The sequence below is a fragment of the Roseateles sp. SL47 genome, assembly GCF_026625885.1.
Lineage (GTDB): Bacteria > Pseudomonadota > Gammaproteobacteria > Burkholderiales > Burkholderiaceae_C > Roseateles.
This window is the reverse complement of the sequence record NZ_CP113068.1, coordinates 275,504-287,547: the sequence shown is the minus strand read 5'-3', so window position 1 is coordinate 287,547 and position 12,044 is coordinate 275,504. Positions and strand designations below refer to the sequence as shown.

Annotated in this window: 8 protein-coding genes; 3 read left to right on the top strand and 5 right to left on the bottom strand. The window is 66.5% G+C overall.

The annotated features are described in order from the left end of the window. Nucleotides 1–287: 287 nt before the first annotated feature. The 5 genes from OU995_RS01105 to OU995_RS01085 all read right to left on the bottom strand — a co-directional run bounded on the left by OU995_RS01105 (nucleotide 288) and on the right by OU995_RS01085 (nucleotide 7,279). Nucleotides 288–1,478 carry a glycerophosphodiester phosphodiesterase gene (locus OU995_RS01105; protein ID WP_267836420.1) on the bottom strand — a complete coding sequence of 397 codons (1,191 nt, stop codon included), beginning with the start codon at nucleotides 1,476–1,478 and terminating at the stop codon, nucleotides 288–290. Between the two features lie 184 nt (nucleotides 1,479–1,662). Then, nucleotides 1,663–3,216 (bottom strand): methyl-accepting chemotaxis protein, encoded by a 1,554-nt coding sequence (locus OU995_RS01100; RefSeq protein ID WP_267833507.1) that lies wholly within the window; start codon nucleotides 3,214–3,216, stop codon nucleotides 1,663–1,665. A gap of 123 nt (nucleotides 3,217–3,339) precedes the next feature. Next, entirely contained in the window at nucleotides 3,340–5,691 is a 2,352-nt protein-coding gene (locus OU995_RS01095) for a xanthine dehydrogenase family protein molybdopterin-binding subunit (RefSeq protein WP_267833506.1), read from the bottom strand. Continuing rightward, the gene (locus OU995_RS01090) at nucleotides 5,688–6,797 is read right to left on the bottom strand and encodes an FAD binding domain-containing protein (RefSeq protein WP_267833505.1); all 1,110 of its coding nucleotides are present in this window, start codon (nucleotides 6,795–6,797) and stop codon (nucleotides 5,688–5,690) included. The genes OU995_RS01095 and OU995_RS01090 overlap by 4 nt, the downstream gene beginning before the upstream one ends. Further along, nucleotides 6,794–7,279 (bottom strand): (2Fe-2S)-binding protein, encoded by a 486-nt coding sequence (locus OU995_RS01085; protein ID WP_420714912.1) that lies wholly within the window; start codon nucleotides 7,277–7,279, stop codon nucleotides 6,794–6,796. Before OU995_RS01085 ends, OU995_RS01090 begins: the two co-directional genes overlap by 4 nt. Before the next feature lie 256 nt (nucleotides 7,280–7,535). Between OU995_RS01085 and OU995_RS01080 the strand changes: the two genes are divergently transcribed. The 3 genes from OU995_RS01080 (at nucleotide 7,536) to OU995_RS01070 (ending at nucleotide 11,918) form a co-directional block, all read left to right on the top strand. Continuing rightward, nucleotides 7,536–8,396, top strand: coding sequence for a cyanophycinase (locus tag OU995_RS01080; protein WP_267833503.1), 861 nt, complete (start codon nucleotides 7,536–7,538; stop codon nucleotides 8,394–8,396). A gap of 151 nt (nucleotides 8,397–8,547) precedes the next feature. After that, nucleotides 8,548–10,578: a M13 family metallopeptidase gene (locus tag OU995_RS01075; protein ID WP_267833502.1), complete on the top strand. Its 2,031-nt coding sequence runs from the start codon at nucleotides 8,548–8,550 to the stop codon at nucleotides 10,576–10,578. Between the two features lie 89 nt (nucleotides 10,579–10,667). Continuing rightward, nucleotides 10,668–11,918: an MFS transporter gene (locus OU995_RS01070; RefSeq protein ID WP_267833501.1), complete on the top strand. Its 1,251-nt coding sequence runs from the start codon at nucleotides 10,668–10,670 to the stop codon at nucleotides 11,916–11,918. Nucleotides 11,919–12,044: the final 126 nt, after the last annotated feature.

Here is a 12,044-nt window from a genome sequence, read left to right as displayed (position 1 = left end):
GCGTTTTTTGTCGTTGCGCGTCAACAAAGTCACGGCGACTTCCCCACGTTTCCCCTCTGGTGGACGCTCTGCGCGCGGTGCATGAACACGTTCGTATCAAGCGTGTCTGGACGTAACCGTGTTTGTTGCCAGGCGTTACAGCCGGTGCTTACGGGTGAGCACGCGTGAGTGACCGTGAGTGACCGTGAGTGGAGGTCAGGCGCGGAGGCTTCAAACCGGCGCGGTGAGGGCCGCGCCGGTCCGGCGTATTCCCGCGTATTCCCGCGTATCCCCGCGTATCCCCGCGCTTACTGCGCCGCCTTCCAGCTGTCGATCGCCTTGCGCGCCAGGAAGGACTGATCGCTGAACAGGCCGTCCAGCCCCTGGTTCAGGAAGGTCTTGATCTGGCCAGCCAGATCACCGAGCGCGGTCGGGTCGGTGCTGCTGTCGAAGTCCGTCGGCAGGAAGTAGTTTTCGGCACGGAAGGTCCAGCCATGCACCACCAGGCCGGCGGCATGGGCATCCCGGACGAAGCTGGTGGGTGTGCCCAGGCGGCCATTCACCAGCGGAATCATCACCGCCGTGTTAACGCCCACGCCGCGTGCATAGGTGGCCACTTCCGCCAGACCGGCCGGCTTGGCCAGATCGGCATAGGTGCGGGTGTCACCACTCAGCACGAAGTCATAGGGCCGCCCGGAGGCGTCCATCAGTTGCACCAGCGGGAGGCGCGTCAGTCGCTTGAGCTTGCGCAGGTTGCCCACTTCAAACGACTGGATGAACACCGGTGCGTCCGCATCCCGGTAGCCGTATTGGTGGAGCACCCGCACCAGCGGCTCTTCCAGTGGCTGACCGATGCCCGCGAAGTAGCTGGGATGCTTGGTTTCCGGATAGACGCCGATGGGCTGGAATGCCCGTGATGGTTTGCCGTGGCGGTCCCCCCGGACGTCGCGAGCTTCTGCACGGCGGCGCTCATTGGCCTGCTGCACCAGCTGGAGCACTTCCTCCAAGGTCGGCACCTCGAACATGTCGTTGAAGCGGGTGTTGGCCGGCCGCAGGGCGGGAATGCGCTCCCGGGCGCGCAGCGTCTTGAGTTCCGCCAGTGTGAAGTCTTCAGTGAACCAGCCGGTGATGCTCACGCCGTCAATCACTTTGGTGGCCTTGCGGCTGGCGAATTCGGGGTGCTCGGCCACATCGGTGGTGGCTTCGCGGATCGTGCCATCCGCATTCAGGATGGCGATGGCGTTTTCATGGCGGGCCACCAGTACGCCGTCCTTGGTGATGACCAGATCCGGCTCAACGAAGTCGGCACCTTGCTCGATGGCCAGCCAGTAGGCGGCCAGGGTGTGCTCCGGCACGTAACCCGAGGCGCCCCGATGAGCGATGAGCAGCGGCGAAGGCGTCGATGCGCCAGGACGGCCATGGGCATGGGCGGCGGCGGGCAGTACGGCAGCGCCCAGCGTGGCGGCAGCCAGGGTGGCCGACAGGATCAGACGAAGCATCTTCACGGAAGCTCTCCTCTTGAATGTGGAGCGCCAGGGTAGGGGGCGGCCGATGAAGATTTGATGATGAAGCGTCACAAGCCCGACCGTGTCCCCGGTTGCGGGGCCACGGTCGGGCCATCGGGGGAAGGGAGCGCGGCGGCGCGGTGCCGCCGTGGCACCTCAGCAGCGCCTCAACAGCACCTCAAGCCGTCAGCCGGAACACCGACACGGCCCCCGCCAGACGCTGCGACTGCTCCTTCAGGCTTTCCGCCGCCGAGGCGGCTTCTTCCACCAGCGCTGCATTCTGCTGCGTCATCTGGTCGAGATGACCCACCGCCGCATTGACCTGCTGAATGCCATCACTCTGCTCATGGGTGGCGGCGCTGATTTCGGCAATGATGTCGGTGACCCGCTGCACGCTGTTCACGATGTCGTTCATGGTGGTGCCGGCGTCGGAGACCAGCCGCGAGCCGGACTCCACCCGCTCCACGCTGGTGTCGATCAGGCCCTTGATCTCCTTGGCCGCAGCGGCACTGCGCTGCGCCAGCGAGCGTACTTCACTGGCCACCACCGCAAAGCCCCGGCCCTGTTCACCAGCGCGTGCGGCTTCCACGGCCGCATTCAGCGCCAGGATGTTGGTCTGGAAGGCGATGCCGTCGATCACGCCGATGATGTCGCCGATGCGGCGCGAGCTGTCGCTGATCTCACCCATGGTGGACACCACCTGGCTCATCACCGTGCCACCCCGCTGGGCGGTGGTGGTGGCATGGCTGGCCAGCTGGTTGGCCGTGGTGGCCGCGTCCGCCGTCTGGCGCACCGTGCCGGTCAGTTGGGTGAGGGAGGCGGCGGCTTCCTGCAGATTGGAGGCAGTCTGCTCGGTACGGCCAGAGAGATCCATGTTGCCGGTGGCGATTTCCGCGCTGGCGGTGTTGATGCTGTCGGTGGAACTGCGCACGTCACCGATCAGCCCGGTCAATGCAGTTTGCATGCTTCGCAGGGAGTGCAGCAGCCGGCCAGTTTCATCATCGGTGCGGATGTCGATGCTGCGCGTCAGATCGAAATGGGCAATGGCATCGGCCACTTCAACAGCCTGATTCAACGGGCCGGTGATGGAGCGTGTCAGCCACCAGGACATGGCGCCCGCAGTCACCAGGGCCACCAAGCCGAACACCACCAGGGCAATGCGTGCCCGGCGGTTGCTTTCACGCAGGCTCACAATGGCGGCGTCCAGTTGCGCTCGCTGAGCCTGCACCACGGCCTGAATGCTGTCGAGATAAGTCGCCGAGGAGGCGGAGAACTTGTCGAACAGCTCCTTCGCCCGTTCCGTCTGGCCTTCCTTCTTGGCTGCGGCAATGGCGTCCCGGGTGGACAGGTAGGTCTTGCGCAGTTCCGAGATCTTGTCGAAAGCGGCACGCTCCGTTGGGGTCACCAGCAGCTTGTCCAGCTGTTGCTGCAATTCCGTGGAGCGTTTGGAAGATTCAGCGGCTTGCTGGGCAAAGAAGCCGGGCAGGTTTGCATCGGTGCTCACCGCAATGGCGGTGGTGCGAGTGATGCCATTGAGCACATTGCGATACCAGTCCGACGCGATCCGCTCGGTGGCCAATGCATCGGTGTAGATGGATTCCGTATCGTTTGCAGCACGGCTGAGCCCCCAATAGCCCATGCCGGAGCCAATCAGTGCAATCAGTAGCACGAGGGCCTGGACCAGCCCGAAACGCCGGCCGATGGAGCGGCCAGTCAATGTTGTTGTCGCCATGGTTGTCTCCGCAAGCACTTCGGGCGGGAGGCCCGTGCAGTTCGGATCGTGGCACTTTGAAGGCTGAGGCGCTACCACCTTCAGGAAAAACCGATCAAGCAGTGGCGTCGAACGTGAAATCCGTCAATCGCGGCGCATCACCTTGTCCGGCGTCATCGGGGTGCTGCGCAACCGTCGCCCGGTGGCATGGAAGATGGCATTGCTGATGGCCGCCGCCACCCCCACGATGCCGATCTCGCCCACGCCCTTGGCGCCGAGGCGGCTGACGATGCGGTCATCCTCCTCCACAAACAGCACGTCGATCTCCCCCACATCGGCATTGGCGGCCACGTGGTACTCGCTCAGGTTGTGATTCATGAAGCGGCCCAGGGCGTGGTCGGACAGGGTTTCTTCCAGCAGGGCCTGGCTGATGCCCCACACCACGCCCCCCACCACCTGGCTGCGGGCCGTTACCGGATTGATGATGCGGCCGGCCGCCACCGCGCTCACCACCCGCGTCACCCGCACCGTGCCCAGTTCTTCATCCACGCGCACCTCGCAGAACACGGCGGAATGGACCGCCCGCACGTAGTTCTTCTGCTTCAGCAGATTGGGCAGCAAGAGGTAGCGGGCCTCGATCGCCTGATCCCCGTTCACCTGCACCAATTGCGCATACGGAATGGCCTGTGGGCCGGACTTCAGCCGGAGATGGCCGTCGGAGAAGGACACCTCCTCAAAGCGGGTTTTGGCAAAACCGTCCACATGCTGACGTGCGCGTTTCCACAGCTCAAGCTGGATCTTCTCGCAAGCACCTTCCACGGCAGACCCCACGGTGGTGACGTGGGAAGAGCCGCCTTCGATCGGCGCGACCGGCAAGGTGCTGTCGCCCAGGCGAAAGCTCACCTGTTCCATCGGCAGGCCCATGGCTGCCGCAGCAATCTGCGCCATCACGGTGTAGGTGCCGGTGCCGATGTCGCTCGCCGCGCTTTCCACCACCAGCTCGCCGTTGGCCCTGAGCGTGGCCCGAGCACGGGCAAACATCTGCATCGCATCCCAGGTGCCGGTGGCCATGCCCCAGCCTACCCATTCATCGCCTTCACGGCGGGCCCGGGGGCGCGGGGCCCGCCGCGACCAGCCAAAGCGCTCGGCCCCCTGGGCGTAACACTCCCGCAGGGCCTTGGTGGAGAAGGGCAGGTCCCTGGCGGAATCCCGTTCGGCATAGTTGCGCAGCCGCAGGTCCAACGGGTCCAGGCCGGTGGCATGGGCCAGTTCGTCCATGGCCACCTCCAGCGCATGCACGCCGTGCGCGGCGCCAGGGGCGCGCATGTCGATGGGGCTGTATTGGTCCAGGGCCACCAGGCGGTAATCCAGCCGCACGTTGTCGCAGTGGTAGAGCTGGCCCGACCAATTCACCACCACTTCCACATAGTCCTCCTTGCGGGAGGTCTCGGCCAGGGCCTCATGGATCACGGCGGTCAGACGACCGTGATGGTCGGACGCCAGCCGCACCCGCTGCCAGGTTTCGGGGCGATGGCCGAAGGTGAACATCTGCTGGCGGGTCAGCACCACCCGCACCGATTGCTTCAGATGCAGCGCCGCCATGGTGGCCAGCAGCAACTGATATTGCGGACGCAGCCCGGACCCGAAAGCACCGCCCACAAACGGATTGCGCACGGTCACCTTGCGGGCCGGCAGACCAAACACACGTGAGATCACCCAGCGGGAATTCTGCGACCCCTGCGTCTTGTCATAGACGGTGAGATGGCCGTCCTTGCCGACCAGCACGGTGGTGGCGTGCATTTCCATCGGGTTGTGATGCTCGACACCCGCATAACTTTCCGTGTCCACCCGCACCGAGGCCGATTCCCAGGCCACATCGGCGTCTCCGCGCGGCTTGGGCGGCGGCGAGTACCCCGCCTTCAGAGACGAGGGGACGTGACTGCGGTCACGGTGGGCCAGCAGGGAGGTCTCGTGCGGGGCGGCCTCCACCCGCACCTGCACCAGCCGTGCCGCATGCCGTGCCAGCTCCAGCGAGGTGGCCACGACCAGCGCCACCGGCTGGCCGCTGTAGTGGATGTGGTCGTCATGCAGCGGTTTGAAGGGAGAACCGGCCGGCGCGGTCATGTCCTTGTAGAACAGGTCCAGCGAGCGCATCTTCGGGCGGTTCTCATGGGTGAGTACCGTCACAACGCCGGGCAGGGCGAGCGCGGCGCTGGCATCGATCGCGGTAATGCGGCCACAGGCCACGGCGGTGTTGACCACCCAGCCGTGGAGCAGGGGAGCGGTGCCAGGTTCAGGGGGATGTTCAGCGGCATAACGCGCCCGGCCGGTCACCTTGGCCAGGGCATCGATGCGCGGAAGGCCGGTGCCGATGCTGACCAGCCCGGTGCCGGCATCGGCACGGGGTTGTTGGTCCGACTCGATGGCCAGATCCGCCAGGTCGGTGGTGTGGAGGCTGTCCAGGCCTGTGTCGGGAAGGGAAGATCGGTCATTCATGCGGCATCTCCGTCCAGGCGGAAGAAGTCCTCGCCCGTGTTGGTGGGCACGCCCGCCAGGGCCATGGTCAGCGCGCGCACGATGGCGCGACGCGCCAGGGGAATCTTGAAAGCGTTGCCCGGCAGGCTTTCCGGCAGGGCCGGGCCGCCCCAGGCTCGTGCGGGCCGCAGCAGGTGCTGCGCGGCCGCGTCGAAAGCTTGGGGGGAGGGCGTCTCTCCGATCAGCAGCGATTCCGCAGACAGATCGCGCCAGGGCCGATGGGCCACACCGCCCAGTGCCAGCCGCACCGCCGCAATCCGGCCGTGTTCGTCCAACGCCAGCGCGGCCGCCACCGACACCAGCGCGAAGGCATAAGACGCACGCTCGCGCAGCTTCAAATAGCAGCTGTGATCGGCAAACGGGGAAGGCGGCAGGGTGAGGTGGGTGATGAGTTCATCCGGGGCCAGGGCGTGGTCGCGCTCGGGCGCCTTCCCGGGCAGGCGGTGGAACTCCAGAAATGGAATCTCCCGCGTGCCCCGTGGGGACTGCACATGCACGGTGGCATCCAGGGCGGCCAACGCCACACACATGTCGGACGGATGGGTGGCCACACACTGCTCGCTGGCGCCCAGAATGGCGTGCTGGCGGGCGATGCCGGTGGCTGCCGGGCAGCCGCTGCCCGGGGCGCGTTTGTTGCAGGGGACGGCGGCGTCATAGAAGTAATGGCAACGCGTGCGTTGCAGCAGGTTGCCGCCGTTGGTCGCGCGGTTGCGGATCTGTGGCGAGGCGCCGGCCAGAATCGCGGTGCGCAGCAGCGGAGCACGCGCCAGCACCAGCGGATGCTGGGCCGTCGCGGCATTGGTGGCCAGGGCACCCAACCACAGGCCGCCGTCCGGCGTGGATTCGATCCCGGTCAGCGGCAGCCGGGTCACATCCACCAGACGCACCGGTTGCATCAGCCCTTCCTTCATCAGGTCCACGAGGTTGGTGCCGCCAGCGAGGAACCGGGCCCGTTCACGGATCTCGGCGCCGGGGGCGTTGGTGAGTGGCTGCCGGGCGGCGCCACGCTGCAGTTGCAGCAGGGCTTCGTCCACTGTCAGGGCCCGCGCATAGTCAAACGGGTTCATGGTGTTGCGCCCCCGGTGATGTCGGCGGTCGGCGCACGGCGCGCCAGCACCACCCGGGACACCGCTTCGACGATCTGCGGATAGGCCCCACATCGGCAGAGGTTCCCGCTCATCCGTTCACGGATCTCGTTGGCATTGGCCGGTGCATGTTCATTCAGCAGCCCTGCCGCCGAGCACAACTGCCCGGGCGTGCAGTAGCCACATTGCAGGGCGTCGCAGTCGATGAAGGCCTGCTGCAGCGGGTGCAGGGCATTCGGGCCACAGGCCTCGTCTCCGGCCAGTTCCGCCAGTCCCTCCACCGTGGTGATGTCGTGGCCGTCCAGGCTGACCGCCAGCAGCAGGCAGCTGTTCATGCGGACACCGTCCACCAGCACCGTGCATGCGCCGCATTGGCCGTGGTCGCAGCCCTTCTTGCTGCCTGTGAGCAACAGTTGTTCGCGCAGCAGGTCCAGCAGCGTGACCCAAGGCGCCACCTGCAGCATCACCGTGGCGCCGTTGATCTGGACCTGCAGCGGCAGCCCCGGAGGCAGCGCGATATCGCGCAGATCGCCGGAAGCCTCGATGGTGTCGAGCCCGGCGGGGCTGGACGCTACGGATGGGTTGTTCATGTCTCGTCCTTTTCCTGACCTCGTTGCCATCGTGACGGGTTGATGGAAGGCATCGAGCAAGCTGTGTTCCCAATGGCGCCGGGCAGGCGCCTCATGAGAGGATGCGGGCAGTTGTTGGAGACCCACAGAGATGGCGATGAAGGGCAGTGCGACCGGGGACGGTCGCGGACTGTTGGCGGTGATTGGTGGCAATGAAGATCGGGACGGGCTTCGGACTGTCCTGGGGGCGCTGGTGCGGGCCTTGCCGATGCAACGGCCCAAGGTGCTGGTGCTGACCGCTGCCAGCGGTGCACCGGCCGACCTCTGGCATCACTACGGGCCGGCCTTTGAAGCGCTGGGTGCCGAGCCCTCGTGGCTGGATGCACGCGAAGCGGCCGAGCTGGCGTCCCCAGAGGTGCTCGCACGGCTGGCGGGCATCGACCTGGTCTTCCTGACCGGGGGCGACCAGCATCGCTTGCTGGAGACCGTGGGTGACACACCCGCCTGGTCGCTGCTGGCGCGCCGCCATGCGCTGGAGGGCATGGCCGTGGCCGGCACCAGCGCGGGTGCATCGGCGCTGGGCGCGCGCATGCCCCGCGGGGATGAAGGCTCGCAGATTGCGGGAGGGCCGCCGGGCCCCTTGCCGCCCGGCCTGGGGCTGTGGTCACGGGTGGTGGTGGACCAGCACTTTTCCGAACGCAAACGCCTCTCGCGGCTGATCCAGTTTTTGGGGGTCTCTCCCGGCCACCTGGGGCTGGGGCTGGATGAGGACACGGCCCTGTTGCTGCATCCCACCGACACCCTGGAGGTGGTGGGCAGCGGCAGGGTGACGGTGGTGGCGGGGGGGGGCCCCGGCACCCGGCTGCAGGCGATGGGGCAGGGGGAATGCTGGTCGCTGGAAGACGTCTCGCTGCATCTGCTCACACCGGGCATGCGGCTGGAGCGCCAGCGGCTGCCGGACGGTACGCCGCAGGCCTTGATGGGCTTGTTTGAACGGGCGTCCTGCGACTGAGGCTGTCCGCTGCTCGCCCGTATGGCTCAAAACCCGCGCCGCCGACGGGTGCCAAAAGCCACGCCCGGGCAATGGCGGATGGTCTCGGCCCCCGGGGCGCGTTAGCCTCGCGTCCTTCTTGTGCTGACCTGCCCCGCTGGGGGCCACCGCCATGTTCCGCCTTGCCCTGTTGGCTGCCGCTGCTGCAGCCGCCCTGACCACTGCGCCGGCCCAGGCCCTGGATGTCCAGAGCTTTTCCAAGGAGGTCGCGCCCTGCGCCGACTTCTACGAGTATGTGAACGGCCCCTGGGTGGCGAGCACGCAGTTGCCGGCCGACCAGACCCGCATCGGCAGCTTTGATGCGCTGCGTGTGGCCAACGACCGGCTGCTGTCTGACGCCCTGGCCGAGCTGGTGCGCAAGCCCGAACTGCAGACCACCCCGGGCCTGCGCCAGGTCGCGGCCTATTTCGCCAGCGGCATGGACCGTGCGTCCATCGACGCCGGTGGCCTGAAGCCGGTGAAGCCGCTGCTGGACCGTGTGGCTGGCATCAAGACGCCTGCCGACCTGCCGGCGGTGCTGGCCGAGCTGGGCCGGGTGCAGATCAGCGCGCCCGTGGGCACCTTCGTGCGTCCGGATGCCAAGAACACCAGCGTGCAGGTGCTGAGCCTGATGCAGTCCGGCCTGGGTCTGCCCGACCGCGACGACTATGTGAAGGACACCGATCTGGCCAAGCGACTTCGTGCCGCCTACCGGCTGTATGCCGAGCGGCTGCTCAAGGCGTCCGGTGCGGACGCGTCCGAGAAGACACTGGACGACTTGATGGCCTTTGAAGCCCGTCTGGCCGATGCCACTGTGCCGCGCGCCGCGCTGCGCGATCCGCTGGCCAGCTACAACCCCATGACGCCGGCGCAACTGGCCGAGAAGGCCCCGGGTTTTGACTGGCAGGTCTGGCTCCAGGCGCTCACGCTCAACGGTAAACGGACGGACGGCGTGGAGCGTGTGATCGTGGGCCAGCCCGGCTTCATGCAGCGCGTGGCCGAACTGGCGGCCAACACGCCGGTGGCCACCTGGAAGACCTATCTGCGCCTGCGTGTGCTGGACAACAGCGCCGCACGCCTGCCGGCCGCCTTTGCGGATGCCCACTTCGACTATTACGACCGCACCATCACCGGCCTGGAACAGCACAAGCCGCGTGACCAGGAAGTGATCATGATGATGGGCGGCCGGACCGGCGGTGCGCCCCTGGGCCTGGCCCTGGGCGAGCTGTTTGTGGCCCGTGCGTTCTCACCCGAAGCGCAGCGGCGCGCCACGCTGCTGATCGATGACGTGAAGGCGGCCATGCGCCAGAAGATCCAGAACGTCGCCTGGATGAGCCCGGACACCAAGGCCAAGGCCCTGGAGAAGCTGGCGGCGATGCAGCCCAAGATCGGTGCGCCGGCCACCTGGCCGCAGTACGATGGCCTGGCGCTGGATGCCCGCGACTTTGCCGGCAACCAGTTGCGCGCAGCGGCCTGGGCCCACCAGGAACAGCTCAAGGACCTGGACCGCCCGAGCGACCGCACCCGCTGGACCATGTCGCCCTACATCGTGAATGCGCAGGCGGGGGGACTCAACGAAATCACCTTCCCGGCCGGCATCCTGCAGCCGCCGTTCTTTGATGCCAAGGCGGATGACGCCGTCAACTATGGTGGCATCGGCATGGTGATCGGCCATGAAATCACCCACCATTTCGATGACCGTGGCCGCCAGTTCGACAGCATCGGCAGCCTCAACGACTGGTGGACCCCTGCCGACGCGGCGGCCTACAAGGCCAATGCGGACCGGGTGGTGGCGCTGTACGAGAGTTATGAACCGGTGAAGGGCACCCACATCAATGGTCGCCTGACGCTCGGGGAGAACATCTCCGACATGGCCGGCATGCCCATCGCCTTTGATGCGCTGCAGAACGCGCTCAAGCGCTCCGGCCAGCGCGAGAAGATCGACGGCTTCACGCCGGAGCAGCGCTTCTTCCTCTCCAATGCGCTGGTGTGGCGCAACAAGACGCGCGAGGCAGCGCTGCTGAACCAGCTCCGCACCGATCCGCATTCGCCGGGCAAATACCGCGTGCTGGCGCCGATGTCCAACATGCCGGCCTTTGGCCAGGCCTTCAGTTGCAAGGCAGGAGATGCGATGGTGGCGCCGCATCCGATTCAGGTGTGGTGACCGACGGGCGTCCCGTTGCTTTCTTGCCGCGTGAAACCATGGATTTCGCAAAGCCTGCTACAACGGCGCCCTTCTCATAAGGGTTCTGCATGTCCGTCACCCCCATGACTCCCGGTTCACCGGCGGGCGCACCGCCGGCCTTCACGCCCTATCAGCGCTTTGCCACGGCGATGCTGACGCTGCTGCAGTTCGCCGTCATCCTGGACTTCATGATCATGTCGCCGCTGGGCGCGATGATCATGCCGGCCATGTCGATGTCGGCGCAGCAGTTCGGCCTGGTGGTGTCGGCCTATGCCTTCAGCGCCGGCATTTCCGGGCTGCTGACCGCCGGTTTTGCCGACCGCTTCGACCGCAAGCGGCTGCTGCTGTTCTTTTATGTCGGCTTTCTGCTGGGCACGCTGTGGTGCGGCCTGGCGGGCAGCTACGAGACGCTGTTGCTGGCCCGTGTGGTCACCGGGCTGTTTGGTGGGGTGATCGGCTCCATCGTGATGGCGATCACCGCCGACCTGTTCCCGCCCGCCCAGCGCGGCCGGGTGATGGGCCTGCTGCAGGGCGGTTTTGCGGCCAGCCAGGTGCTGGGCCTGCCGTTCGGGCTGTTTCTCGCGTCGCGCTGGAGCTGGCATGCACCGTTTCTGGCGCTGGTGGCGCTGGGATTGATCGCCGGGCTGCTGATCGCCTTCGGCATGAAGCCGGTCACGGGCCATCTGGCGGCCGGCCGCGCGGATGGCGTGGCCCAGCATCTCCGGCACACGCTGTCCAAGCCTCGCCATTGGGTCGCCTTTGCGGTGACGGCGCTGTTGACCACCGGCGGCTTCATGCTGATGCCGTTTGCCAGCGCCTTTGTGGTGCACAACATCGGCGTGTCGCTGGACCATCTGCCGATGGTGTATCTGATCACCGGCCTGTCCACGCTGGTGCTTTCTCCGCTGATCGGCCGCTGCTCCGACCGCTTCGGGGCGATGCCGGTGTTCTATACCGGCTGCGCCCTCACAGTGGTGATGGTGCTGTATTACACCCACCTGGGGCCATCGTCGCTGGCGCTGCTGATCGTGGTGAATGTGGTGATGTTTGTCGGCATCTTCTCGCGCATCATTCCCTGGCAGGCCATGGTCAGCGGCATTCCGTCCCCGGAGCAACGCGGCGCCTTCAGCGCCATCAACAGTGCGCTGCAGCAACTGGCCGGCGGGGTGGCGTCGCTGGTGGCAGGCCATCTGGTGACCCTCGGCCCCCAGGGCCAGGTGCAGGACTTCCCGCTGGTCGGCTATGTGGTGGTGGGCTCCACGCTGCTTGCGGCGGTGCTGATCCGGATCGTGGCGAACGCCAAGGCGCCGGTTCATTGAGCGGACGATTCAGAGTCAAACGGGCGCTGATCGCGCAAGTTCCTGCGTGAGTGGATGCGTGGGCGATTGGCGCTCATTCCGAGCGAATGGTGCCCGTATCAGTGTGCGGTCTTCAGGTTGGCTTCA

Coding starts and splice junctions, on each gene's coding strand:
- OU995_RS01080 (WP_267833503.1), top strand. CDS start 7,536: ATGGCGATGAAGGGCAGTGCGACCGGGGACGGTCGCGGACTGTTGGCG.
- OU995_RS01085 (WP_420714912.1), bottom strand. CDS start 7,279: ATGCTGCAGGTGGCGCCTTGGGTCACGCTGCTGGACCTGCTGCGCGAA.
- OU995_RS01105 (WP_267836420.1), bottom strand. CDS start 1,478: ATGCTTCGTCTGATCCTGTCGGCCACCCTGGCTGCCGCCACGCTGGGC.
- OU995_RS01070 (WP_267833501.1), top strand. CDS start 10,668: ATGTCCGTCACCCCCATGACTCCCGGTTCACCGGCGGGCGCACCGCCG.
- OU995_RS01095 (WP_267833506.1), bottom strand. CDS start 5,691: ATGAATGACCGATCTTCCCTTCCCGACACAGGCCTGGACAGCCTCCAC.
- OU995_RS01075 (WP_267833502.1), top strand. CDS start 8,548: ATGTTCCGCCTTGCCCTGTTGGCTGCCGCTGCTGCAGCCGCCCTGACC.
- OU995_RS01090 (WP_267833505.1), bottom strand. CDS start 6,797: ATGAACCCGTTTGACTATGCGCGGGCCCTGACAGTGGACGAAGCCCTG.
- OU995_RS01100 (WP_267833507.1), bottom strand. CDS start 3,216: ATGGCGACAACAACATTGACTGGCCGCTCCATCGGCCGGCGTTTCGGG.